This is a genomic window from Janthinobacterium sp. GW823-FHT01H08 (assembly GCF_058797855.1).
The window spans coordinates 4,623,897-4,646,285 of sequence record NZ_CM179504.1; the positions used below are offsets into that span (position 1 = coordinate 4,623,897).

Genomic DNA, 22,389 nt, shown 5'->3' on the forward strand with positions numbered 1-22,389 from the left:
GCCCATGCCTACCCTCACGCTGCACCAGAAAGTGTTCCTGCTCCTCTTGAGCATCGTCACCATCGGCTTCGGCTGGATATTGGCGCCGTATGCGGGCGCCATCTTCTGGGGCGTCATCCTGGCGATCCTGTTCGCGCCCGTGTACCGCTGGCTGCTGGCCAAAACCCGGGGCCGCGCGGGCCTGGCATCGCTGCTGACCTTGCTGTTGATCATCGTCATCGTGATCCTGCCGCTGTCGCTCATTTCCGTGTCGCTCGTGAACCAGGCGGCCAGCGTCGTGGAGATGGTGCGTTCGGGCGAAATCACGGTCGCCATGTTCTTCAATAAAATCATGGCCGTGCTGCCGCAGTGGCTGATCAACCTGCTCGAGCGCTTCAACCTGACCAGCCTGGCCAGCCTGCAGGACAAGCTGGCCGAGGGCGCCACGCAGGTAAGTCAGGTGGTGGCCGTCAAAGCCATCAATGTGGGCCTGTACACCTTCGAATTCCTCACCAGCCTGTGCATCATGCTGTACCTGCTGTTTTTCCTCATGCGCGATGGCTCGACCCTGTCGGCCCGCATCAAGAAAGCCGTGCCACTGAGCCGCAAGTACAAGCAGCGCCTGTTCACCAATTTCACCACGGTGATCCGCGCCACGGTGAAAGGCAACATCCTCGTGGCGATCGCCCAGGGCGCCCTCGGCGGCCTGGCGTTCTGGTTCCTCGACGTGCCGGCGCCCCTGCTGTGGGCCGTGCTGATGGCCTTCCTGTCGCTGCTGCCGGCCGTCGGCGCCGCCCTCGTGTGGGCACCCGTGGCAGCCTACTTCCTGGCCACGGGCGCCATCTGGCAAGGCGCCGGCCTGGCCGCCTTCGGCGTCTTCGTCATCGGCCTGGTCGACAACGTGCTGCGCCCTATCCTGGTGGGCAAGGACACGAAGATGCCCGACTACGTGGTGCTGCTGTCGACCGTGGGCGGCATGGCCCTGTTTGGTCTGAACGGCTTTGTCATCGGCCCCGTGGTGGCGGCCCTGTTCATCGCCTCGTGGGACCTGTTCGTCTCGGCCAGCGAATTCCAGGCTGAGGATTAAGGCCAGGCACCAGGCGGCCGGCATCGCATCGCCATCCCATTCTGCAGAAATAATCGTCCAGAATCCGGCGCTGCCGGCGGCGCCACTTGCGCTTCCCGCAACAGGCCGGAACAGCCTGGCGGCAGAGTGTCCGCCAGTGCCGGCCAGCCCCGGCGACTATCCACATGAGACTACATTTCATATCGACTATCATGTTGCAATGGTGCTAATTTAGCAACAAGTTCAAAAATATAGTTTTTGACGCAGTGGGCGCCGCAGCGTAGTGTCGGCCCTCCCGACAACCACGTAATGAGGAGCTTCCCATGGCAAATCCACTGTGCTTGATGATGCCGGTACTGCCCGACACCAATCCGATTTCCATCGCCGCAGCGTTGCAGGAATACCAGGCGAAGATCAATGCCGCCCTCACCGATATTGGTACCGTGCACTTTGCCCGCTTCACCCTGCTTGACCGCTCCCAGGCCAACCTGCTGCCCAACATTAACTCGGCGGGCGCTTCCAACACCCTCGTCATCGGCGTCATCACCGAGTACGACGGCAGTTTCAACGGCTACATCGAGGATTTCGTGGCCCAGTTGGGCGAGGTATTCGACGCGCTACTGCAGTTTGTCGTGGGCGGCAAGGCGCTGATGCCCGTTGCCAACCACGTGGCTGCTTTTGAAGCCTTCATCACCGCCAACGACGCTGCGCAGCACGTGCCCAATAACGGCCTGTATAGCGCCTATCCACAGACCGTCCAGCAAATCCTCGCTTCAGTCTGAACTCGACACCACGCCGGGGCTGCGCAAGCGGCCCCACCACCCTGCCAGTCACAACCCCAGCCCCCGGAGAGACAGCATGGCCGATCCCACCATCGATTACGACGACGTGCAAGGCACGATCCTGCGCGGCTACCGCGTCAACCTGGCGCGCCATTTCATCCTTAGCATCACGGATGCGGCGCAGGCGCGGCGTACCATCGCGGCCCTGCTCGACGGCAGCGACGGACTGCCGTCGATAACTACAGCGCGCCATATCCATCCCAAGCCGCCCTGCTTCCTGAACCTCAGCTTTACCGCTCCCGGCCTGTCCGCGCTGGGCGTTGCTGCGGCCAACCTGGCCACCTTCGACCAGGCGTTCCAGCGGGGCGCGGCCGACCCGGCCAGCGTCGCTGCCGTGGGCGACGTGGGCGACAGCGCCCCCGAACACTGGCTCGGCAACCTGGGGCCGGCCACCCAGCATGGCCAGGTGCATGCGCTGCTGAGCCTATGGGTCAGCGAATCGGAGGAAGTGCTGCAGGAGACCTCGGCCACACTGCGCCGCGCATTTGCCGCTGGCTGGCGTGAACTGTATGCACACGACGGCATGGCCCTGCCAGGCAACCGCGTGCATTTCGGCTACCGCGACAGCATCGCCCAGCCGGACGTCGATGGCGCCCCGCAGCGCAAGCACGAACACGACCCCGACCCGCTCAACAGCGTCAAGACGGGGGAATTCCTGCTGGGCTACCTGAATGAAAATGGCGGCACCTACCAGGTGCAGCCGCCGCAACTGTCCACCAATGGCAGCTATGCCGCCTTCCGCATCTTGGAGCAGGACGTGCCCCTGTTCGACAGCATCCTGAGCCAGGGCGCGGCCAGTTCCGGGCTCAGCACCGAGATGCTGGCCGCCAAGATGTGCGGGCGCTGGCGCAACGGCAATCCACTGGTGCTCAGGCCGGACCAGGCCGGCCCCGTGCTGCCGGACGACAGCCTGAACCGCTTTCACTATGTCGATGGCGCACAGCCGGAACTGGATGACACGCTGGGCCTGAAATGCCCGGTCGGCGCGCATATCCGGCGCAACAATCCGCGCGACGAAGGCGTCGTGGGCACCTCCGCCCGCCACCACCGCATCGTGCGGCGCGCCATGCCCTACGGCAGCGAATATGATCCGGCCGCACCCATCGCGCAGCAGCGCGGCCTGGTCGGCTATTTCATCAATGCCAGCCTGCGCAATCAATTCGAATTTCTGATGGAGCAATGGAACGACGACGATGCCTTCGTCAAATCGGCCGTCGGTCCGGCCGGTCCCGAGGCGGGCAATGCCACGTTCAATATCAGCGGCCAGGACGTGTTTTTGGGAATCAACGACCCTGCCGTCAGCTCCTTCACCCTGCCAGGCGTGGGCCCCAAGGGCAGCGGCAATACAAAACTGCAGCATTTCTCGCGCAGTGTCATCACGCGGGGCGGCGTGTATTGCTTTTTCCCCAGCATCACGGGATTGCGCTACCTGGCGAGCCTCGGTTAGACGGCGGGCGAGCCAGGAATGCAAGCGGAAACGGCCGGTGCACGATCGGCCCGGACCGCTTGCATTGATCCGGTGATTGCACTATCGTTGCTGCACGCGCGTGTTGCCAACCTTGCACAGGAGATCCCACCGTGTCGCTGATCCTCTACGGCCATCCCTTTTCCTCGTACACGCAAAAGGTGCTCATCGCCCTGTACGAAAACGCCATACCGTTCGATTTCCGCTGCCTGGCGCCGGACATGCCGCAGCACCTGCAGCAGTGGCTGGAACGCTGGCCGCTGCGCAAATTTCCGCTGCTGGTGGATGGGGAGCGCAACGTCGCCGAGACCAGCATCATCATCGAATACCTGCAGCTGGCCCATCCCGGCCCGCTGCGCCTGCTGCCGGACGACGCCATGCAGGCCCTGGACGTGCGCTTTCTCGACCGCTATTTCGACCTGCACGTCATGACGCCCGTGCAGCATGCCGTCGGCGCCGCCCTGACGGGTGACCCGGCGAAGACCGAGGAAGGCCGCGTGTTTGCCGGCAACAAGCTGGACCTCGCCTACGCCTGGCTGGAAACCCGCCTGGCCGGCAAGACGTGGGCGACGGGCGAAGACTTTACCCTGGCCGACTGCGCCGCCGCTCCCTCGCTGTTCTATGCGGACTGGACGCAGCCGATTCCCGCCACGCTGCCCCTGCTGCACGCCTATCGCGCCCGCTTGCTGGCCCGTCCATCGTTCGCCCGCGCGGTGGACGAGGCACGTCCGTACCGCCACCTCTTCCCCCTGGGTGCGCCGCCGCGCGACTGACCTTGTTCAGTAAACCTGTTCAGGCAAACACGGGGCGGAAAAAACTGCGCTCGTAGCTGACGATGCAGCGCGTCTCCTCGGCATAGCGGAAGGCGGCTTGGCATTCGGCGTCCAGCATCGAATCGCTGCGGTACTGCTCGTACAAGGCCAGGCTGGGAAACGAGAACATGGCCAGGGCCACGTTGCTCGCGCCTTCCGACGGCAAAAAGTAGCCGTGATGCTGGCCGCCGAAGCGCTCGACCAGCGGTATCCATAGCTTGCCGTAGGCTTCGAATTCCCGCAATTTGTACGGGTCGATGATGTAGCGCAAATAACAGGTAATCATGCGGTTTCCTTGTGTATGTTCAACTCCATCAGCATGCCGGATTCCCAGGAGCCGATGGCGGACAATGGCGAGCCGGGCAAAAAGTCCAGCGCGCAGGGATACATCAAAGCGTGTTGTGTCAGCACGTCGAGACCCGGCCAGCCATACAACAGCAGCTTGCCCTTGCCGATGCGTCCCAGCGCGCTGCCGTCGGGCAGCCAGCGCAGGGCGTCGCCCGTGCCGCCGCCCGCCTCCACCGGCACCGTGGCCAGCCGGCGGCCATCGGCCAGCGCATACACCGACAGGAACTCCTCGCCGCCCGCGTGATGCAGCACAGCCAGGGACGCTCCGTCGGGCGATGGCGCGCACGACTTCAGTCCTGGCAGCGACAGCACCTTGCGCCCGCCGCCCGCCCGCAGGGGCCAGTCCCATACGCTGCAGTAGTCGGGCGGCTGCACCTGCCCCTCGCCCACCGATTTGACGCCGTGCAGGACCAGCAAACGCCGCCCGCCGTCGATAACGTGGACACCGCGCAGCATCTCGCCCGGGTGCTCCTGCATGAAGCGCACCTCGCCCGTCTGCGCGTCGCGTAGCCGCAGGCGGCCATCCCAGGCGCCGTCGGCAAGATACTGCCCGCACGGCGACCACGCGGGGCCGCAGCCTTCGCCATCCTTCCTGTTCTGGAAATTGAGCAGCAGTTGTCCCGCCTGGGCATCCACCACGGCCAGCTGGCCCGTCGTGCTCTTGATGGCCAGCCGGCTGCCATCGGGCGAGAAGGCCATGCCCGACATGTGCGCGATGAATTTGCCGCGCCACAGTTTCTGGCGTGCCGCCACGTCCCACAGGACCAGGTCGCGCCCCAGCACGGCCAGGCGCGCGCCATCGGGCGAGAACCGCACGCCGTAGCTGCAGCCCAGCTTCAGGGGCTTGCGCGCTGCCGTCATGGGCGCGCCAGGCGGTAGACGACGCTGTCGATATCGTAATGGCGTTCCATGCCCACATATTGCATGCCCAGGCGCGTCATGACCTTGATCGAGGCGGCGTTGTCGGGATGGGCCACGGCCACCACTTCCGGTGCGCCGACGACGTCGAACGCATGCGCGACGATGGCGGCCGCCGCCTCGCTGGCATAGCCCTGCCCCCAGCCCGTACGCGCCAGGCGCCAGCCGATTTCAAGGGGATTGGCCCTGTCGCCGGAGAGGTGCTGCAGGCAGGCCATGCCCACCAGTTCACCGTCATCGAGGCGTATCAGCGCCCACCACGAATAACCCCATTCGACCCAGCGGCCCATGGTGCGCGCGATGGCCGCGCGCGTATTTTCTTCCGTCTCGGGCTGGCCCGCGTTCAGGTAAGTCATCACCTCGGGATCGGTGTTGAGCGTGCGCATGCGCTCGTAGTGGCTCTCGTCGATCGGTTCCAGGCGCAGCCGCGCCGTCGTCAGTATGGTCATCGCATTTCCTTGGACGAAAAAAAAGACGATACACGATCGTCTTTTTTTTGCAAGCGCGCACGCAATTACTTGCCTGCTTCGCCCTTCTTGATCCACGCCGCCAGCTGGTGCGGACGCAGGCCGTCGTAGTCTTCGAACGGCTGATGGATCCACGGATTGTGCGGCAGTTCGTCGAGGAAGTAGTCAGGGCGCACGACGGAGCAGCCCTTGAGCCAGATCACGGCCGATTTGACTTCGGTCACGTCAGGGAAGTTTTCCTTCAGGTGACGCGTGACCTTGTCCAGCGTGACGCCGGAATCGGCCAGGTCGTCGACCAGCAGGATGCGGCCGGCCAGCGGGCCCTTGGTCATGGTCATGTACTTGGCGATATCGAGGTCGCCGCGCACCGTGCCCGCGTCTTCGCGGTAGGAGCTGGTCGACAGGATGGCCAGCGGCAAATCAAAGATGCGCGAGAACACGTCGCCAGGACGCACGCCGCCGCGCGCCAGGCACAATACCTGGTCGAATTTCCAGCCCGATTCGTAGACCTTGAGCGCCAGGCGCTCGATCAGGCGGTGGTACTCTTCCCAGTTGACCCAGAGATGTTGATCGTTCGATTGTGGGGTAGTCATGATAGTGAAATCTTATTATTAGCGTGATTAAAAAAATCCGCCTTGCGGCGGATTGTGTCCAGCAGCTTACTCGAATGGGTGGCGCAGCACGATCGTTTCTTCACGATCCGGACCGGTCGAAACCATGTCCACCGGTACGCCGACCAGTTCTTCGATGCGCTTGATGTAGGCGCGCGCCGTGGCAGGCAGGGCCGCCAGCGATTTCGCGCCGACCGTGCTTTCCGTCCAGCCCGGCATCTCTTCGTACACGGGCACGCAACGGGCGGCTTCTTCAGCGCCCGATGGGAAGATGTCCGTGGCCACGCCGTCGATGGTGTAGCCGGTGCACAGTTTCAGCGTTTCGATACCGTCGAGCACGTCCAGCTTGGTCAGGCACATGCCCGTCACGCCGTTGATCTGCACGGAGCGGCGCAGCAAGGCGGCGTCGAACCAGCCGCAGCGGCGGGCACGGCCCGTCACGGTGCCGAATTCATGGCCGACTTGCGCCAGATGGTGGCCAACGCCTGCATCCGTTGGCAGTTCCGACGGGAACGGGCCGGAGCCGACGCGCGTCGTGTAAGCCTTGGTGATGCCCATGATGTAGTGCAGCATGCCAGGACCGACGCCCGAACCGGCGGCGGCATTGCCGGCCACGCAGTTCGACGAGGTGACGAACGGATAGGTGCCGTGGTCGACGTCGAGCAGGGAACCCTGCGCGCCTTCGAACAGCAGATTCGCGCCGGCCTTGTGCGCCTTGTACAGCGCGCTCGACACGTCGGTGACCATCGGACGCAGACGCGGCACATAGGCCAGCGCGTCGTCGAGGGTCTTCTGATAGTCGACTTTCGGCGCCTTCAGGTAGTTTTCCAGCACGAAGTTGTGGTAATCGAGGTTTTCGGCCAGCTTTTCGGCAAAGCGCTTCTCGTTGAGCAGGTCGGCGATACGGATCGCGCGGCGCGCCACTTTGTCTTCGTAGGCCGGGCCGATGCCCTTGCCGGTGGTGCCGATCTTCGCATCGCCACGCTTGGCTTCACGCGCCAGGTCGATCGCGGTGTGGTAAGGCAGGATCACGGGCGCCGCGTCCGACACTTTCAGGCGCGAGGCAACTTCGACGCCGACCGCTTCGAGCTTGTCGATTTCGCGCAGCACGTCCGGCACGGAAACGACCACGCCGTTACCGATGTAGCAGGCGACGCCTGGACGCATGATGCCCGACGGGATCAGCTGCAGTGCGGTTTTGACGCCGCCGATGACCAGCGTGTGGCCTGCATTGTGGCCGCCCTGGAAGCGCACCACGCCTTGGGCGTGATCGGTCAACCAATCGACGATCTTGCCTTTACCTTCATCGCCCCATTGGGTGCCGATGACAACAACGTTCTTTGCCATAATTTTCTTTGACATCACTCAACCTAAGTTTTTAAGAATCCAGCTACTACCATTATCGGCAAGTACCAGCACGCGATCGCACTCGAACTCGTCTTGTTCATTACTGTGACCCGGCATACTCTGGATCACGACCTCGCCCGCCTTGCGCAACTCGGCGATTTTTTCCTTCAATTCTGGCGCGCTGCCCCACGGCGCGCGGATCGAATGCTTCCGTTCCGCGGTCGGCAACAGGCGCGCCAGTTCGCGCAAATCGAGCGAGAAGCCGGTCGCGGGACGTGCCCGGCCGAACGCTTCGCCGACGTGGTCATAACGGCCGCCGCGCGCAACCGCGTTCGGCAAGCCTGGTACATACAGCGCAAACATCGCGCCGCTTTCATATTGGTAGCCGCGCAGGTCGGCCAGGTCGATCGCCACTTCGGCGCGGCCCAGGGCCGATCCTGCCAGCGCGGCCAGTTCGGCCAGCGCCTTGAGCACGCCCGGCAGCGGCGGCAGCACTTCGCGCGCACGCGCCAGCACATCGATGTCGCCGTACAGGTTCGGCAAGGCCAGCAGCGCATCGCGCGTGACGGCGTCGTAACCGGCAGTCAGGGCACGCAGGCCCGGCGCATCTTTCGCGCGCAGCAAGGCGTACAGCGCAGCTTCGTCGCGCCCGGCGGCGGCGTCTTGCGCAATGATAGCGCGCAACAGGCCGACGTGCGACAGATCCAGGCGCACGCTGTCGAAACCGGCCAGTGCCAGCGAAGCGAGCGCCAGTTCCTGGATCTCGGCATCCGCTTCCAGGCCGGCGTGGCCATAGATTTCGGCGCCGATCTGCAGCGGTTCGCGGGTGGCGTGCAGGCCCGACGGACGGGTATGCAGCACGCTGCCGGCGTAGCACAGGCGGGTGACGGTGGCACGGTTGAGCAGGTGGGCGTCGATGCGCGCCACTTGCGTCGTCATGTCGGCGCGCAGGCCGAGCATGCGGCCCGACAGCTGGTCGACCAGTTTGAACGTGCGCAGGTCGGTATCCTTGCCAGCGCCGGTCATCAGCGATTCCAGATACTCGAGCAGCGGCGGCATGACCAGTTCATATCCGTACAGACGGAAATTATCCAGCATGAGGCGGCGCAGCTCTTCGATCTTGCGCGCTTCCGACGGCAGAACATCGGCAATATTTTCGGGCAAAAGCCAATTCGGCATGAGGGAGCGAGATACGGAAGAAAGTTGAAAAAATGCATCAAGCGAGGCAGCGGCGGGCGCGCCAGGCAAGAGGCCGAACCTGATATTTTACGCGAAAACACGGGCCTTTAGGGATAAGTTGTCCGAAACGCTGCCGCACGGCCCTAAAAACACCGCATTTTACGCCTTCCCGCAACAACTAGACGGGCACAAAAAAACGGGGCCGGCATCGATGCCGGCCCCGCTGCTGCCGCCCCCGTCCTTGCGGCCGGGGCAGTGCGATGCTGTCTTACTTCTTGGACGGAGCGGCCGTGCCGTTACCCTTGAAGTACTTGAAGAATTCCGAACTCGGATCGACCACCATCACGTCGCCCTTATCCTTGAAGGTGGCGCGGTAGGCTTCCAGGCTGCGGTAAAACTTGTAGAACTCCGGATTCTTGCCAAACGCTTCCGCATACACCTGCGACGCCTTGGCATCGCCCTCGCCGCGGATCTTCTCGGCTTCGCGATACGCTTCGGCCAGGATCACCGTGCGCTGCTTGTCGGCGTCGGCGCGGATCTTCTCGGAGTCGGCCGAACCGGTGGAACGCAGTTCATTGGCCACGCGCACGCGCTCGGACTTCATGCGCTCGTACACGGAGTTGTTGATCTGCTCGACGTAATCGACGCGCTTCAGGCGCACGTCGACGATGCCTACGCCGATGGCCTCGGCCTCGGCCGCCACCTTGGCCTTGATCGCCTGCATCACCTTGCCACGCTCGCCCGAGATCACTTCGCGCACCGTGCGCTTGGTGATTTCATCGTTCAGCGCCGCCTTGACGATTTGCGACATGCGGTTGCGCGCACGGCTTTCATCGCCGCCGAAGCTGCGGAAATAGGTCTTTGGATTGACGATGCGCCACTTCACATACGCGTCGACGAGGATATTCTTCTTCTCGGCCGTGATGAAGCGTTCCGGTTCCGGCGTATCGAGCGTCAGGATACGCTTGTCCAGGTAGATGACGTTCTGGAACGGCGGCGGCAGCTTGAAGTACAAGCCTGGCTTGCTGATCTCGTCCTTGACTTCACCGAGGGCGAAGACGATGGCGTATTTACGCTGATCGACGACGAACACGGTCGAGGACAAAAGCATGATCGCGATAAAGCCCGCGATCAGGGCGGCAACGATACGGTTCATTAGCGGCTCTCCCGTTCACGCGAAGAGCGGCTGTCACGGCGCTGATTGACTTCTACTGTCGGCATGGCTTCCTGTGGCAAAACGGTGTTGGCTGCGGGTGTCGCGGCAGCACGGGCGGCAGCAGCGGCAGCATCGGTGGCAGCCGTCTGGGCGATCAACTTGTCGAGCGGCAGATACAGCAGATTGCTGCCCGTCTTGGCGTCAACCATGACCTTGCTGGCACTGCTGAACACTTGCTGCATCGTTTCCAGATACATGCGGTCGCGCGTGACAGCCGGCGCCTTCTGGTACTCGACCAGCACCTGCTTGAAGCGCGACGCGTTACCTTCGGAGTTCTCGGTCACCATGGCCCGGTAGGCCTCTGCTTCCTGCACCAGGCGGAATGCTGCGCCGCGGGCTTTCGGAATGACGTCATTGGCGTAGGCCTGGCCTTCATTCTTCTGGCGTTCACGGTCCTGGCCTGCCTTGACGGCATCGTCGAAGGCGGCTTGCACCTGCTCCGGCGGCTGCACGGCCTGCATCGTCACGTTGTTAATCAACACGCCAGCCTTGTAATCTTCAAGAATCTGCTGCATCAATTTCTGCGTATCAAAAGCCACTTTTTCGCGGCCTTCATACAGCACGAAGTCCATCTTGCTGCGGCCGACCACTTCGCGGATCGCCGTCTCGGCGACCTGGCGCAAGGTGTCTTCCTGGTCGCGCAGGCTGAACAGCCATTCCACGGGATCTTTCAGGGTGTACTGCACCGCGAACTGGATGTCGATGATGTTTTCATCATCCGTCAGCATCAGCGACTCGCTGGCCTGCTTGTTGCGCAGCGAGGTGCGATACCCCACTTCCACCGTGCGCACCTGCGACACGTTGACGGTTTCATCGGTCTGGAACGGGTACGGCCAGCGCCAGTTGAGACCGGCCGGCGCCGTGCGCGTGTATTGGCCAAACGTCAGCACCACGCCGCTCTGGCCCTCTTGCACGATGAAGGCGCCGCTGGCGAGCCAGATGAAGACGGCAATCACGCCAACGACGCCGGCGGTGATGCCGGCGCCCTTCATGTCGGGGCGCGGGCCACCGCCGCCACCGTTGTTATTGCCGCCGTTGTCGGGACGGTTTTTCTGTCCGAAAAAGGCGTTCAGGCGCTGATTGAAATCGCGCCACAACTGATCGAGGTCCGGCGGACCTTCGCCGGGCTTTTTGCCTTCTTGGGCTTTCTTGCCGTCGTCCTTGCGATTGCCCCAGCGGGGATCGTTCAGGGACAACTTCAAGCCTGTTTTTTTGAGTAGGGAGACAAGCATAACTATCGTGTTCCGACTTGGGAGTGGGTGGAAATCCTATCGTCCTCGCCAGGCTCTTCGTCCTGGTCCGGGGCGGCGCCATCGTGCTGGTCGTACTGACCGTCAAACTGATCTTCCTGCGGTGCTTCGTCGTTCTGATACAGGTGGGCAGAACGGGGCGCCTTCCTGGCCATCTCGACGATCGCATCGCGCAGCAGGTCGAGCCCGCTGCCCTTCTGCGCACTGACGAACACGCGACTGATCGTAGCATATTCATCGCGCTCCACCGAAGGCTCCAGCCCGGCAGCATCGATCTTGTTCCACACGAGGATTTGCGGAATATGATCGGCGCCGATCTCTTTCAAGACCAGGTTGACCTGCTCGATCTGCTCCATGCGCACCGGCGACGCGGCGTCGACGACATGCAGCAGCAGATCGGCATGGATGGTTTCTTCGAGCGTGGCGCGGAAGGCGGCCACCAGCTGGTGCGGCAATTCGCGCACGAAGCCGACCGTGTCGGAGATCACCACGTTACCCACTTCCTGGCCCAGGTAAACCCGGCGCGAGGTGGTGTCGAGGGTGGCGAACAACTGGTCAGCGACATACACGCCGGCCTTGGTCACGGCATTGAACAGGGTCGACTTGCCGGCATTGGTATAACCGACGAGGGACACCGAGAATGTGTGATTGCGGCCGCGCGCGCGGCGCTGCGTTTCGCGCTGCTTGTGCAGTTTTTCCAGGCGCGCGCGCAGGGCCTTGACACGGTCGCCGATCAGCCGGCGGTCGGTCTCGAGCTGCGTCTCGCCGGGACCGCGCAAGCCGATACCGCCCTTTTGCCGTTCCAGGTGAGTCCAGCCGCGGATCAGGCGCGTGGCCAGATGCTGCAGCTGGGCCAGCTCGACTTGCAGCTTGCCCTCGTGACTCTTGGCGCGCTGCGCGAAGATGTCGAGGATCAGGCTGGTGCGGTCGAGCACGCGCACATTCAGGCGCTTTTCCAGATTGCGCTGCTGGGCGGGCGAGAGGGCGTGATTGAAGATGACGATTTCCAGGCCATCGTTGACGACGACGTCGCCAATTTCATCGGCCTTGCCGCTGCCGACGAAATACGCGGAATCGGGACTGGAACGCTTGGCCGTGATGGTGGAAATCGGGTCCGCGCCAGCCGAACGCGACAACAGCATGAGTTCCTCCATGCTGGCGGCGAAGTCGCTGTGACCGAAGTCAACCCCGACTAGTGCCGCGCGCATGATGGCATCTGATGAGTTGCGGCGAACGCCGACGCCGATGCAAACGCATCAGCGCCGCTGGCGCGGACGGGGGCGATGGAGGGTGAAAGGCGCTGGGCCGTCAAGCTCAACGCTTTACTCCGCTTCAGATTCAATATTGAGATTGACGGCACGGGCCGGCACCACTGTCGAGATGGCATGCTTGTACACCATCTGTGTCACCGTATTGCGCAGCAATACGACATATTGATCGAACGATTCGATATGGCCCTGCAATTTAATGCCATTGACCAGGTAGATCGAGACAGGAACATGCTCTTTGCGTAATGCATTGAGGAATGGGTCTTGTAACAGTTGCCCTTTGTTGCTCATAACAGCTCCGTTGTTTATGTTGTTGTGTAAGAATTGGAGGCGACTCGCTTGATTTCAAGTGCTCTCACACCTTTCAAAGAAAGAAAGATGCGTCATAGCTACTGTAACCTGTTTTCGCGATCGCTGTCGCGCATGGCGCATTAACACTTTATTATTTCCGTGCAAATAACCATTTAATTGGCTGTCGGCGCCGCATTATCTCCGCGGCGCCTTAATATGCACTTAATCCAGCTGTTAACTCATTACTTGCTTGGCGTGCGTGCAAACGGGTTTTTACCCGTACGCAATTCGATGCGCAGCGGCGTGCCGACCAGGGCAAACGTATCGCGGAAATGTTTTTCCAGATAACGCTTGTAGGGATCGCCAACGGCGTCGAGCGCATTGCCGTGAATAACGATCACAGGCGGGTTCATGCCGCCCTGGTGGGCGTAGCGCAGCTTCGGACGGATCGAACCCTTGCGGCGCGGTTCCTGCTTCTCCACGGCTTCGATCAGGGCGCGCGTCAGCTTCGGCGTCGACAGGTCGCACATGGCGGCCGCATACGCGGCGTTGAGCGACTTCATCAGTGGACCGATGTTGGTGCCCTTCAGCGCCGAAATGAAATGCATCTGCGCGAACGACAGGAAATCGAGCTTGCGGTCGATATCGATCTTGATTTCATCGCGCTGGTGCGATTGCAAGCCATCCCATTTATTCACGGCCACGACCAGTGCGCGGCCCGATTCCAGGATAAAGCCGGCGATATGCGCGTCCTGCTCCGAAATATCCTGCTGCGCGTCGAGCATCAGCACGACCACGTTGGCTTCGGAAATCGACTGCAGCGTTTTCACCACCGAGAATTTCTCGATCGCTTCAAACACCTTGCCGCGGCGGCGGATACCGGCCGTGTCGATCAGGGTGTATTGCTGGCCATCGCGTTCGAACGGGATTTCGATCGAATCGCGCGTCGTGCCCGGCATGTCGAAGGCGATCACGCGCTCTTCGCCCAGCAGGGTGTTGATCAAGGTCGACTTGCCCACGTTCGGACGGCCGACGAGGGCGATCTTGATGCCGCGGTCGGTCTTTTCCAGCTCTTCAGGCTCATCCGGACGCTGCGCGAACGCCAGGTCCAGCATCACTTCGACGAGGTCGTTGACGCCGTCACCGTGCGCCGACGAGATCGCATACGGATCGCCCATGCCCAATTCATAGAATTCGGACACGACGGCCGTGTAGCGCATGCCTTCGCTTTTGTTAACCACCAGCAAGACCGGGCGACCGCTCTTGCGCAGGAAGTCGACGATGGTCTTGTCATGCGGGGTCAGGCCCTGACGGCCGTCCACGATGAACACCACCACGTCGGCCTCGGCCACGGCCTGCTTGGTCTGCAGTGCCATCTGGTGCATGATGCCTTCCTTGGCGACGGGTTCAAAACCACCCGTATCGATGACGAGGAAGGGACGTTCGCCGACACGGCCTTCGCCATAGTGACGATCGCGCGTCAACCCAGGCAAATCCGCCACCAGCGCATCGCGCGAGCGGGTCAGACGATTGAATAAAGTCGATTTCCCAACATTGGGTCGACCTACTAGTGCAATTACCGGCTTCATTGTATTACTCGACCGCGAGAGCGGTCACTGTCCCTGATTGGGTTTGAAAAATCAAATTCGAACCGGCAACAACGGGAGCCGAAACAATCGGGCTACCGTCGGTGCTGACACGACCTATTAATGCGCCATCTTCCCGTGACAGGAAGTGGATATAACCTTGATAGTCGCCGACGGCGACGCTGCGGCCGTAGGAGGCCGGCGTCGACAGGCGGCGGCGCGCCAGCGCCTCATTCTTCCAGGCGCTCTGGCCGGCTTCGCGGCTGAACGCCACCACGGCGCCCTGGTCATCGGCAACAAACACGAAACGCTGGTCGACGGCCACGCCCACATCGGACGAGATCGGCTTGGTCCAGCGCGGCACGCCCGTGGCGGCGTCGAAGCAGCCCGCCTTGCCCTGATACGTGACGGCGCACACTTCGCCTTCGAACACCACCGGCGTGCCGGCGATGTCGGAGACGCGCTCCAGTTCGGTGGCACCGCGCGGTTCGCTGACGACGATCTCCCAGCGTACCACACCGGTCGCCGCCGTCAGTGCCAGCAGCTTGCCGCCCGGCTGGGCCACGTAGATGTTCGCGCCGCCCAGCACCATGCCCGGCGCATTGCGCAAGGTCAATGCCGGCGTGGCGCGCTGCACCGTCCATTTGCGCTCGCCCGTCTTGGCGTCGAAGCCGACGATGCGGTTGTCCACGCTGCGCACCACGACCACGCCCTGCCCCACGACGGGCGCCGTCAATACTTCGCTGGACGCCTGCGCCTTCCACAGCTGCTTGCCATCGGCGTCAAACGCCAGCACGGCGCCCTTGGCGGCGCCGACGGCGACGACGGCACCATCGCTGCCGGCACCCGAGGTGATGTCGCTGCCGGCCTTGATGCGCCACGTTTCACGGCCGCTGGCCGCATCCAGGCGCGCCAGCGCGCCATCGGCGCTGACCACGTACAGGCTGCTGCCGGCCAGCGCAGGCGTCAACGCGTACACGCCGGCCTTGCCGATCGAATACTTCCAGGCGTCGCGCACGGCAATGCTCGATTTTAACTCGACCAGCTTGGCCGGCTCGACTTTCGGATCTTTCGAGGCGAACGGGTTCCAGGACGAGCAACCGGCCATCAGGGCCAACAGACTTGCAGCTACCAGCTTTTCAGTGACACGCATAAGTGTTATCCAACCTTTTTCTTGTACTTGTAAGGGCAAGGCAGGCGGCGCACAACGCTGCGCGGCCGCACCACCATCAGTGTTCCTGTCAGGCGGCGGCCTTGTCAGCCTTGGCCTTGTCTTCCGGTACCGTGCCGCCGATCGCTTCCAGTTTGACCTGGATCAGTTGACGGCCTGGATTGTTCTTGTCCGTCGCGGCTATCGCGGCCAGGTAGGCCGTGCGGGCATCGGCCAGCTTGTTTTGCGCCACCAGGATGTCGCCCTTGCGGTCGGCCACGGCACCGGCAAATTGCGCCACGGTGGCCGTCGCCAGCACCTTCAGCGCTTCATCGTAGGCTTTTTCGTCCAGCAGGACGCCGGCCAGACGCAGCTTGGCGATGGCCTTGTACTCTTCCGTACCGTGCTCGGCCACCCATTGCAGCTGGGTCTTGGCCGTTTTCAGGTCGTTCGCGTCGAACGCCACCTTGGCCGCGGCCAGGGCGCTCATCTGTGCATATGCCGTACCGCTGAAACGCGACTGCATGTCGCTGGTCGCGCGCATCACCTTGGCCGTGTCCTTGGCGGCGATGGCGTTTTGCAGTTCGTCGTACAGCTGGCCCGCTTGCGCGGCCTGCGTGCGCTGGTAGTACTGCCAGCCAGCCCAGCCGCTGTAGCCGGCCAGCGCCACGATCAGGACCCAGGAGGTCAGATTGCCATTGCGCTGCCACCAGGCCTTGAGGGTTGCCAGTTGTTCTTGTTCTTCGTGATCGTATGCCATGGGTCGTCAGTTTGAATGAGTAGTTGATCGAGGGTAGTACGGTCTTGCTGCAAATTAATGGTGGTGATGCACGTGGCCGCCAGGACCGTGGTCGTGGCCGCAATCGTGGTCGCCGATGATCTGGTCCACCACGTAATCGACGACATCGTCGAACGGCACCGTGCTCTGCTGCGCGCCCGCATCGGCTTCGCGCATGGCTTTCACCGTCGCGACATTGTTGGCGATTTCATCATCGCCCAGGATCACGGCAAACGCCGCGCCGCTGGCATCGGCCTTTTTCATTTGCGTCTTGAAGCTGCCGCCGCCGTTGCTCGCTGCGCAATGTAGCACAACGTCCAGGCCCGCATCGCGAATCCGCTCGGCCAGCACGAACGCTTGCAAGCCTGCCTGCTCGCCCTGGTGCACCAGGTAGACGTCGCACTGGGCCGGCGCTTCCGGCTCGGCCGCATCCTTCATCAGCAGCACCAGGCGTTCGACGCCCATGCCGAAACCGACGGCGGGCGTCGATTTGCCGCCAAACATTTCCACCATGCCGTCATAGCGGCCGCCGGCGCAGACCGTGCCTTGCGCGCCCAGCTTGTCGCTGACCCACTCGAACACCGTGCGATTGTAGTAATCGAGGCCGCGCACCAGGCGTGGGTTGATGGTGAACGGGATATTGTTGTGGTTCAAGATCTTCTGCACGCCGTGGAAATGGGCCAGCGATTCCTCGCCCAGGTAATCGAGCAGCTTCGGCGCGCCATTGACCAGGTCCTGCATGGCAGGGTTCTTGGTGTCGAGGATGCGCAGCGGATTGCTGTGCAGGCGGCGCTTGGCTTCTTCGTCGAGCAGCTCGCTGTGGCTTTCCAGGTAGGCGATCAGGTCGGCGCGGTGGCGCAGGCGCTCGGCCGCGTCGCCGATCGAGTTCAGTTCCAGGCGGATGCCTTCCAGGCCCAGGTCGTCCCACAGGCGGCGCGACAGCATGATGATCTCGGCGTCGATATCCGGACCCGTGAAACCGATGGCTTCCACGCCGAACTGGTGGAACTGGCGGTAGCGGCCTTTCTGCGGACGCTCGTGACGGAACATCTGGCCCTTGTACCACAGGCGTTTCGGACCTTCGTAGACGAGGTTGTGCTCGACGACGGCGCGCACCACGCCGGCCGTGCCTTCCGGGCGCAGGGTCAGGTTGTCGCCGTTCATCGAATCGGTGAACGAATACATTTCCTTTTCCACGATATCGGTCACGGCGCCGATGGCGCGCGCGAACAATTTCGTCTCTTCCACGATCGGCGTGCGGATCTGCTGGAAACCGTAGCTTTGCAGAACGGACTGAGCCGTGTTTTCAAACAATTCCCACAGCGGGGCGTCGGCGGGCAGGATATCGTTCATGCCTTTGACGGCGGTGATTTTATCGAGCTTTTTATTTTCGGACATAGTGTTCTTCTTTGCTTTAACTTGATTGTCGGATTACGCGCGTAGCGCTAATCCGACCTACGCTGCTGCGCCGTAATGGCTTTTAACATAATTGAGGACGATGTCCTGGAATTCCTCGACGATGCGTTCGCCGCGCAGGGTGACGACTTTTTCGCCGTCGACAAACACGGGGGCGGCTGGCGACTCGCCCGTGCCGGGCAGGCTGATGCCGATGTTCGCATGCTTCGATTCGCCGGGACCGTTGACGATGCAGCCCATGACGGCCACGTTCATCGCTTCCACGCCCGGATACGATTTCTTCCACTCCGGCATCTGCTCGCGCAGATACGTCTGGATGTTGTCGGCCAGCTCCTGGAAGGTGGTCGACGTCGTGCGCCCGCAGCCGGGACAGGCGATCACCATGGGCGCGAACTTGCGCAAGCCCATGGTTTGCAAAATTTCCTGGCCGACGATCACTTCGCGCGTGCGGTCGCCGCCCGGTTCCGGCGTGAGCGAAATGCGGATGGTGTCGCCGATGCCCTCTTGCAGCAGCACGGCCAGCGCCGCTGTCGAGGCGACGATGCCCTTGCTGCCCATGCCCGCTTCCGTCAGGCCCAGGTGCAGCGGATAGTCGCAGCGCTGCGCCAGTTCGCGGTACACGGCGATCAAATCCTGCACGCCCGAGACTTTGCACGACAGAATGATCTTGTCGCGGCCCAGGCCCAGTTCTTCGGCGCGCACGGCGTTTTCAATCGCCGACGTCACCAGCGCTTCATACATCACGGCTTGCGCCGGCCACGGTTCGGCGCGGCCCGCGTTTTCATCCATGATGCGCGCCAGCAAGGCTTGATCCAGGCTGCCCCAGTTCACGCCGATGCGCACCGGCTTGTCATACTTGCACGCCGCTTCAATCATTTGCGCGAATTGCGTGTCGCGCTTGGCGCCCTTGCCCACATTGCCCGGATTGATGCGGTACTTCGACAGCGCGCGCGCGCAATCGGGGTAGTCGTTAAGCAGGGTATGGCCGTTATAGTGGAAATCGCCCACCAGCGGCACGTCGATGTCCATCTTGTCGAGCTGCTCGCGGATGTAGGGCACGGCCGCAGCCGCTTCGGGACGGTCCACCGTCAGGCGCACCAGTTCCGAACCGGCACGCGCCAGTTCCTTGATCTGGATCGCCGTGCCGATGGCGTCGGCCGTATCCGTATTCGTCATCGACTGCACCACCACGGGGGCGTCGCCGCCCACCCAGATCTGGCGCTGGCCGTGCGCGATCAGCACCTTGCGGCTGTCGCGGCGGCCGGAAGGACCGGAGCCGATCGCTGTTTTCGAGGTAGCCATAAATATTATCTTCTGAGTTTGCTTGAACGATTACTGCAATTATTTGATGCTGACACGCGAGATCGTGCCGCCGGCCACGGTCGGCAGCTCCAGCTTGGCGCCGCGCAAGGTTGCCTGCACAACACCCGGCTTGCCCACCACCAGAGTGGCCGGACCCGTGATATCGAACGTTTCCGTGCTGCCCGCCTTGACCATGCGCGAAATCAGCGGAGAAGCGCCGGGACGGCGGATCTCGACCCAGGAATCCTGCTCCACCTTCAGCACCAGCGCATTCGCGCCCACGGCAGGGGCAGCGGCAGCGGCGGGCGGCGTGACGGCAGCCGTCGCCGCTGTCGCCGGAGCTGGCACGGCGGCTGGCGGCACGGCGGCGGCCGGCGCCGAAGCGGCGGCAGCGGCAGGTGCGCCCGTCTGCGTATCGTTGCCTGGCGGCGGCGGCACGGAAATCAGGGGCACGGACGGCGTCTGCACGGGCGTCAAGTCCTGGCCCGGCTTGATCAGGGTCGTTTCCACCGGGCCCACTTCCGCATGCGCGGTTTCCTTCCCGGCCTGCGCGGACAGCAGGCTGGCCGGCACGTAGCCGAGTTTATAGGCGCCAAAGGCGGCCGCCACGACGACGGCCACGGCGCCGGCGATCCAGATTGGCGTCTGGTTCGACGAACGCTGCGTCATCGACGGGAAACGCGATTCCGAGAACGTGGCGGAAATCTCGCGCCGCGCGGGCGCGGCCGGGTCTTTCGCCGGCGCCGGATGGACTTCGATCATGGCCACCAGCGGCGCCGCGTCGAGACGCACCACCTTGGCGTAGGCGCGCACGAAACCGCGCACCACGGCCACGTTAGGCAAGGCCGCCATGTCGCCCTCTTCCAGCGCGATCACCTGGCGCGGCGCCAGCTTGAGCTGGTCGGCCACCTGCTCCACGGGCCAGCCCAGCGCTTCGCGCTGCGCCTTCAACTGTGCGCCTGCCAACGCAAGATTGCCCTGGGGCTGCTGCTGAGGCGTTTCTGCCCACTCTGAATTCATTGGTATCCCTGTCTCACTCATCAAACGCCCCATTTTGATAAGCAGCATATTCGGGGGAGCCGGAATGGTGGTTGCGCAAATGCGCCCCCAGGCCAGCTTCCGCACCCGCATCCCCGAGCTTATGCTGCACCTTGATCCCGAGCCACAGCACATCGGCCGTCTGGCTCTCCATTGTCGCTACTTTACCGAGCCGCTCAAGGTAATGAGCCGCTTGCCGGTAGTCTTGCTGTTGGTAATACACGCGCACCAGGCCGGCATACGTGATTGCCGCGCCAGGTGCGATGCGCTCCGCCTTGAGCCAGTAGTCAGCGGCGCGCGGGTAATCTTTCATGACCAGGCTGCACGCCGCCGCATTATGCAGCGCCAGTTCAGGCGTGCCATAGGCGGCATCTTGCAATGCGGCATCAAAATACGCCAGCGACTGCGCCGCGCGCCCGGTCTGGCACAGAAACTGGCCATAATTATTGCTCAACTCGGGATTGTGGGGCGCGAGGCGCAATGCGTAAAGAAAATCTTTTTCAGCAGCCCCAGGTTGGCGCAGGGCAGCAAGAATCAGGGCCCGCATGCCGCGCGCCTGGACATTGTCCGGCACCAGCTGCACCGCCTGCTCTGCTTCGGCCAACGCCACCACAAACTGATCCTGCATATAATAGGCGCTGGCCAGCTGCAAGCGCAAGGCGGCGCGCTGCTCGACAGATGCAGCTTGCTCCTTGTCTGCGGTGGAAGCACAGCCGACCAGCAGCACAGCCAGGCAAACAGCGGCCATAGCAAGCGAGCGTTGGTAAGCCATGCCTTCCCTCATCAGGAGCGGATCTCCACGATCTTGCCGAAATTGGCGCCAAATTTCTGTTGATACTCAGTCATCTTTTCCATGCGTTCCTGCACCCGGGTGCGGTCCTTGACTTCGCCGGCCAGCTGGCCGCAGGCCGCATCGATATCATCGCCGCGCGTCTTGCGCACGGTGGTGATGATGCCGCCATCCATCAGCACCTGGGCAAACGCCTTGATGCGCGGGTTTTTCGAGCGGAACAGGCCCGACTCGGGGAACGGGTTGAACGGAATCAGGTTGAACTTGCAGTTCACGCCGAACTCGCGGTCTTGCACCAGCGCCAGCAGTTCGCGCGCGTGCTCGTCGCTGTCATTGACGCCGTCCAGCATGCAGTATTCGAAGGTGATGAAATCGCGCGGGGCGAATTCCAGATAGCGCTTGCAGGCCGCCATCAATTCCTTCAGCGGGTATTTCTTGTTCAGGGGAATCAGCCCGTCGCGCAAGGCGTCGTTCGAGGCGTGCAGCGAGACGGCCAGGGCCACCGGCACTTCCTGCGACAGCTTGTCCATCATCGGCACCACGCCCGACGTCGACAGGGTCACGCGGCGGCGCGACAGGCCGTAGGCGTTATCGTCGAGCATCAATTTCAGGGCCGTGACGGTCGGCTCAAAGTTCAGCAGGGGCTCGCCCATGCCCATCATCACCACGTTGGTGATCTGGCGCTCGCCTTTCGGGCCCGGTTCGATGCCCTTGGTGCGGCGCAATTCGAACTCCGCCATCCACAGCTGGCCGATGATTTCGCCGACGCTCAGGTTGCGGTTAAAGCCTTGCTTGCCCGTCGAGCAGAAACGGCAGTTCACGGCGCAGCCGGCCTGGGTCGAGATGCACAGGGTGCCGCGGTTTTCTTCCGGGATGAACACGGTTTCCACGGCATTGCCATTGCCCACGTCGACCAGCCACTTGCGCGTGCCATCCGTCGACGTGTGGTCGCTGATGATGGCAGGGGCGCGCACTTCGGCGCGCGTAGCCAGCTTGTCGCGCAGCGACTTGGCCAGGTCCGTCATGGCGTCGAAGTCGGAAGCGCCGAACTGGTGTATCCAACGTTGCAATTGTTTCGCACGAAACGGTTTCTCTCCCAACTCGGCGCAGTAAGCGATGAGTTGCGCGGGATCGAGGTCCAGCAAGTTGGTGAGGGTCGTCGTATTCATGATCTTGTCTATTCTAAAAATCCGTCCCCGCGCGCATCAGGGGCAAAGCACCACAGCGCAGCGGGAACAGGGGGTGATAAGTTATTTCACAGATAACGCCA

The 22,389-nt window shown here is 62.7% G+C and carries 22 protein-coding genes; 4 read left to right on the forward strand and 18 right to left on the reverse strand.

The window, feature by feature from the left end; all coding sequences use genetic code 11:
* The first annotated feature begins 4 nt into the window (after positions 1 to 4).
* The 4 genes from AC3RCG_RS20795 to AC3RCG_RS20810 all read left to right on the forward strand — a co-directional run bounded on the left by AC3RCG_RS20795 (position 5) and on the right by AC3RCG_RS20810 (position 4,125).
* Positions 5 to 1,066, forward strand: coding sequence for an AI-2E family transporter (locus AC3RCG_RS20795; RefSeq protein WP_492404638.1), 1,062 nt, complete (start codon positions 5 to 7; stop codon positions 1,064 to 1,066).
* 302 nt (positions 1,067 to 1,368) lie between these two features.
* On the forward strand, positions 1,369 to 1,827 hold the full coding sequence (locus tag AC3RCG_RS20800) for a hypothetical protein (protein WP_070308399.1): 459 nt from the start codon (positions 1,369 to 1,371) through the stop codon (positions 1,825 to 1,827).
* A 76-nt stretch (positions 1,828 to 1,903) separates the two neighbouring features.
* On the forward strand, positions 1,904 to 3,334 hold the full coding sequence (locus tag AC3RCG_RS20805; RefSeq protein WP_070221926.1) for a Dyp-type peroxidase: 1,431 nt from the start codon (positions 1,904 to 1,906) through the stop codon (positions 3,332 to 3,334).
* A 131-nt stretch (positions 3,335 to 3,465) separates the two neighbouring features.
* Entirely contained in the window at positions 3,466 to 4,125 is a 660-nt protein-coding gene (locus AC3RCG_RS20810; RefSeq protein ID WP_492404641.1) for a glutathione S-transferase family protein, read from the forward strand.
* 19 nt (positions 4,126 to 4,144) lie between these two features.
* Here the strand turns inward: AC3RCG_RS20810 and AC3RCG_RS20815 are convergent, their stop codons facing one another.
* The 18 genes from AC3RCG_RS20815 to rlmN form a co-directional block, all read right to left on the reverse strand.
* Positions 4,145 to 4,450, reverse strand: a complete 306-nt coding sequence (locus AC3RCG_RS20815) for an NIPSNAP family protein (RefSeq protein ID WP_492404643.1) — start codon at positions 4,448 to 4,450, stop codon at positions 4,145 to 4,147.
* Positions 4,447 to 5,373: a WD40 repeat domain-containing protein gene (locus AC3RCG_RS20820; RefSeq protein ID WP_492404645.1), complete on the reverse strand. Its 927-nt coding sequence runs from the start codon at positions 5,371 to 5,373 to the stop codon at positions 4,447 to 4,449. The genes AC3RCG_RS20815 and AC3RCG_RS20820 overlap by 4 nt, the downstream gene beginning before the upstream one ends.
* On the reverse strand, positions 5,370 to 5,879 hold the full coding sequence (locus tag AC3RCG_RS20825; protein WP_492404647.1) for a GNAT family N-acetyltransferase: 510 nt from the start codon (positions 5,877 to 5,879) through the stop codon (positions 5,370 to 5,372). The genes AC3RCG_RS20820 and AC3RCG_RS20825 overlap by 4 nt, the downstream gene beginning before the upstream one ends.
* Positions 5,880 to 5,944: 65 nt before the next feature.
* Positions 5,945 to 6,490, reverse strand: a complete 546-nt coding sequence (locus AC3RCG_RS20830; RefSeq protein WP_034752020.1) for a phosphoribosyltransferase — start codon at positions 6,488 to 6,490, stop codon at positions 5,945 to 5,947.
* 66 nt (positions 6,491 to 6,556) lie between these two features.
* Positions 6,557 to 7,870 (reverse strand): adenylosuccinate synthase, encoded by a 1,314-nt coding sequence (locus tag AC3RCG_RS20835; protein ID WP_034752021.1) that lies wholly within the window; start codon positions 7,868 to 7,870, stop codon positions 6,557 to 6,559.
* 3 nt (positions 7,871 to 7,873) lie between these two features.
* Complete coding sequence (locus AC3RCG_RS20840; protein ID WP_070221919.1) at positions 7,874 to 9,034, reverse strand: ATP phosphoribosyltransferase regulatory subunit; 1,161 nt, start codon at positions 9,032 to 9,034, stop codon at positions 7,874 to 7,876.
* 268 nt (positions 9,035 to 9,302) lie between these two features.
* Complete coding sequence (gene hflC / locus AC3RCG_RS20845) at positions 9,303 to 10,190, reverse strand: protease modulator HflC (RefSeq protein WP_070221917.1); 888 nt, start codon at positions 10,188 to 10,190, stop codon at positions 9,303 to 9,305.
* A complete protein-coding gene (gene hflK / locus AC3RCG_RS20850; protein WP_070221916.1) occupies positions 10,190 to 11,482 on the reverse strand; it encodes an FtsH protease activity modulator HflK in 1,293 nt (430 codons plus the stop codon). Before hflK ends, hflC begins: the two co-directional genes overlap by 1 nt.
* Positions 11,483 to 11,484: 2 nt before the next feature.
* Complete coding sequence (gene hflX / locus AC3RCG_RS20855; RefSeq protein WP_046685708.1) at positions 11,485 to 12,708, reverse strand: GTPase HflX; 1,224 nt, start codon at positions 12,706 to 12,708, stop codon at positions 11,485 to 11,487.
* A 114-nt stretch (positions 12,709 to 12,822) separates the two neighbouring features.
* The gene (gene hfq / locus AC3RCG_RS20860; RefSeq protein ID WP_008450615.1) at positions 12,823 to 13,059 is read right to left on the reverse strand and encodes an RNA chaperone Hfq; all 237 of its coding nucleotides are present in this window, start codon (positions 13,057 to 13,059) and stop codon (positions 12,823 to 12,825) included.
* A 242-nt stretch (positions 13,060 to 13,301) separates the two neighbouring features.
* Complete coding sequence (gene der / locus AC3RCG_RS20865) at positions 13,302 to 14,648, reverse strand: ribosome biogenesis GTPase Der (protein WP_070221915.1); 1,347 nt, start codon at positions 14,646 to 14,648, stop codon at positions 13,302 to 13,304.
* Positions 14,649 to 14,652: 4 nt separating this feature from the next.
* Positions 14,653 to 15,798 (reverse strand): outer membrane protein assembly factor BamB, encoded by a 1,146-nt coding sequence (gene bamB / locus AC3RCG_RS20870; RefSeq protein ID WP_070221914.1) that lies wholly within the window; start codon positions 15,796 to 15,798, stop codon positions 14,653 to 14,655.
* An 88-nt stretch (positions 15,799 to 15,886) separates the two neighbouring features.
* Complete coding sequence (locus AC3RCG_RS20875) at positions 15,887 to 16,555, reverse strand: YfgM family protein (RefSeq protein ID WP_070221913.1); 669 nt, start codon at positions 16,553 to 16,555, stop codon at positions 15,887 to 15,889.
* A gap of 54 nt (positions 16,556 to 16,609) precedes the next feature.
* A complete protein-coding gene (gene hisS, locus AC3RCG_RS20880; RefSeq protein ID WP_070221912.1) occupies positions 16,610 to 17,971 on the reverse strand; it encodes a histidine--tRNA ligase in 1,362 nt (453 codons plus the stop codon).
* Between the two features lie 57 nt (positions 17,972 to 18,028).
* Positions 18,029 to 19,291 carry a flavodoxin-dependent (E)-4-hydroxy-3-methylbut-2-enyl-diphosphate synthase gene (ispG, locus tag AC3RCG_RS20885; protein ID WP_070221911.1) on the reverse strand — a complete coding sequence of 421 codons (1,263 nt, stop codon included), beginning with the start codon at positions 19,289 to 19,291 and terminating at the stop codon, positions 18,029 to 18,031.
* Positions 19,292 to 19,330: 39 nt separating this feature from the next.
* Positions 19,331 to 20,257, reverse strand: a complete 927-nt coding sequence (locus AC3RCG_RS20890) for a helix-turn-helix domain-containing protein (protein WP_492404654.1) — start codon at positions 20,255 to 20,257, stop codon at positions 19,331 to 19,333.
* A gap of 67 nt (positions 20,258 to 20,324) precedes the next feature.
* Positions 20,325 to 21,101, reverse strand: a complete 777-nt coding sequence (gene pilW, locus AC3RCG_RS20895; protein ID WP_492404656.1) for a type IV pilus biogenesis/stability protein PilW — start codon at positions 21,099 to 21,101, stop codon at positions 20,325 to 20,327.
* A gap of 11 nt (positions 21,102 to 21,112) precedes the next feature.
* On the reverse strand, positions 21,113 to 22,288 hold the full coding sequence (gene rlmN / locus AC3RCG_RS20900) for a dual-specificity RNA methyltransferase RlmN (RefSeq protein WP_034752035.1): 1,176 nt from the start codon (positions 22,286 to 22,288) through the stop codon (positions 21,113 to 21,115).
* Positions 22,289 to 22,389: the final 101 nt, after the last annotated feature.

Excerpts from the sequence above, each read along its gene's own strand:
- rlmN (WP_034752035.1), bottom strand. The coding sequence starts at position 22,288 with ATGAATACGACGACCCTCACCAACTTGCTGGACCTCGATCCCGCGCAA.
- AC3RCG_RS20815 (WP_492404643.1), bottom strand. The coding sequence starts at position 4,450 with ATGATTACCTGTTATTTGCGCTACATCATCGACCCGTACAAATTGCGG.
- AC3RCG_RS20830 (WP_034752020.1), bottom strand. The coding sequence starts at position 6,490 with ATGACTACCCCACAATCGAACGATCAACATCTCTGGGTCAACTGGGAA.
- AC3RCG_RS20795 (WP_492404638.1), top strand. The coding sequence starts at position 5 with ATGCCTACCCTCACGCTGCACCAGAAAGTGTTCCTGCTCCTCTTGAGC.
- bamB (WP_070221914.1), bottom strand. The coding sequence starts at position 15,798 with ATGCGTGTCACTGAAAAGCTGGTAGCTGCAAGTCTGTTGGCCCTGATG.
- AC3RCG_RS20840 (WP_070221919.1), bottom strand. The coding sequence starts at position 9,034 with ATGCCGAATTGGCTTTTGCCCGAAAATATTGCCGATGTTCTGCCGTCG.
- der (WP_070221915.1), bottom strand. The coding sequence starts at position 14,648 with ATGAAGCCGGTAATTGCACTAGTAGGTCGACCCAATGTTGGGAAATCG.
- ispG (WP_070221911.1), bottom strand. The coding sequence starts at position 19,291 with ATGGCTACCTCGAAAACAGCGATCGGCTCCGGTCCTTCCGGCCGCCGC.
- AC3RCG_RS20875 (WP_070221913.1), bottom strand. The coding sequence starts at position 16,555 with ATGGCATACGATCACGAAGAACAAGAACAACTGGCAACCCTCAAGGCC.
- pilW (WP_492404656.1), bottom strand. The coding sequence starts at position 21,101 with ATGGCTTACCAACGCTCGCTTGCTATGGCCGCTGTTTGCCTGGCTGTG.
- AC3RCG_RS20800 (WP_070308399.1), top strand. The coding sequence starts at position 1,369 with ATGGCAAATCCACTGTGCTTGATGATGCCGGTACTGCCCGACACCAAT.
- AC3RCG_RS20825 (WP_492404647.1), bottom strand. The coding sequence starts at position 5,879 with ATGACCATACTGACGACGGCGCGGCTGCGCCTGGAACCGATCGACGAG.
- AC3RCG_RS20805 (WP_070221926.1), top strand. The coding sequence starts at position 1,904 with ATGGCCGATCCCACCATCGATTACGACGACGTGCAAGGCACGATCCTG.
- hisS (WP_070221912.1), bottom strand. The coding sequence starts at position 17,971 with ATGTCCGAAAATAAAAAGCTCGATAAAATCACCGCCGTCAAAGGCATG.
- AC3RCG_RS20820 (WP_492404645.1), bottom strand. The coding sequence starts at position 5,373 with ATGACGGCAGCGCGCAAGCCCCTGAAGCTGGGCTGCAGCTACGGCGTG.
- hflK (WP_070221916.1), bottom strand. The coding sequence starts at position 11,482 with ATGCTTGTCTCCCTACTCAAAAAAACAGGCTTGAAGTTGTCCCTGAAC.
- AC3RCG_RS20835 (WP_034752021.1), bottom strand. The coding sequence starts at position 7,870 with ATGTCAAAGAAAATTATGGCAAAGAACGTTGTTGTCATCGGCACCCAA.
- hfq (WP_008450615.1), bottom strand. The coding sequence starts at position 13,059 with ATGAGCAACAAAGGGCAACTGTTACAAGACCCATTCCTCAATGCATTA.
- hflX (WP_046685708.1), bottom strand. The coding sequence starts at position 12,708 with ATGCGCGCGGCACTAGTCGGGGTTGACTTCGGTCACAGCGACTTCGCC.
- hflC (WP_070221917.1), bottom strand. The coding sequence starts at position 10,190 with ATGAACCGTATCGTTGCCGCCCTGATCGCGGGCTTTATCGCGATCATG.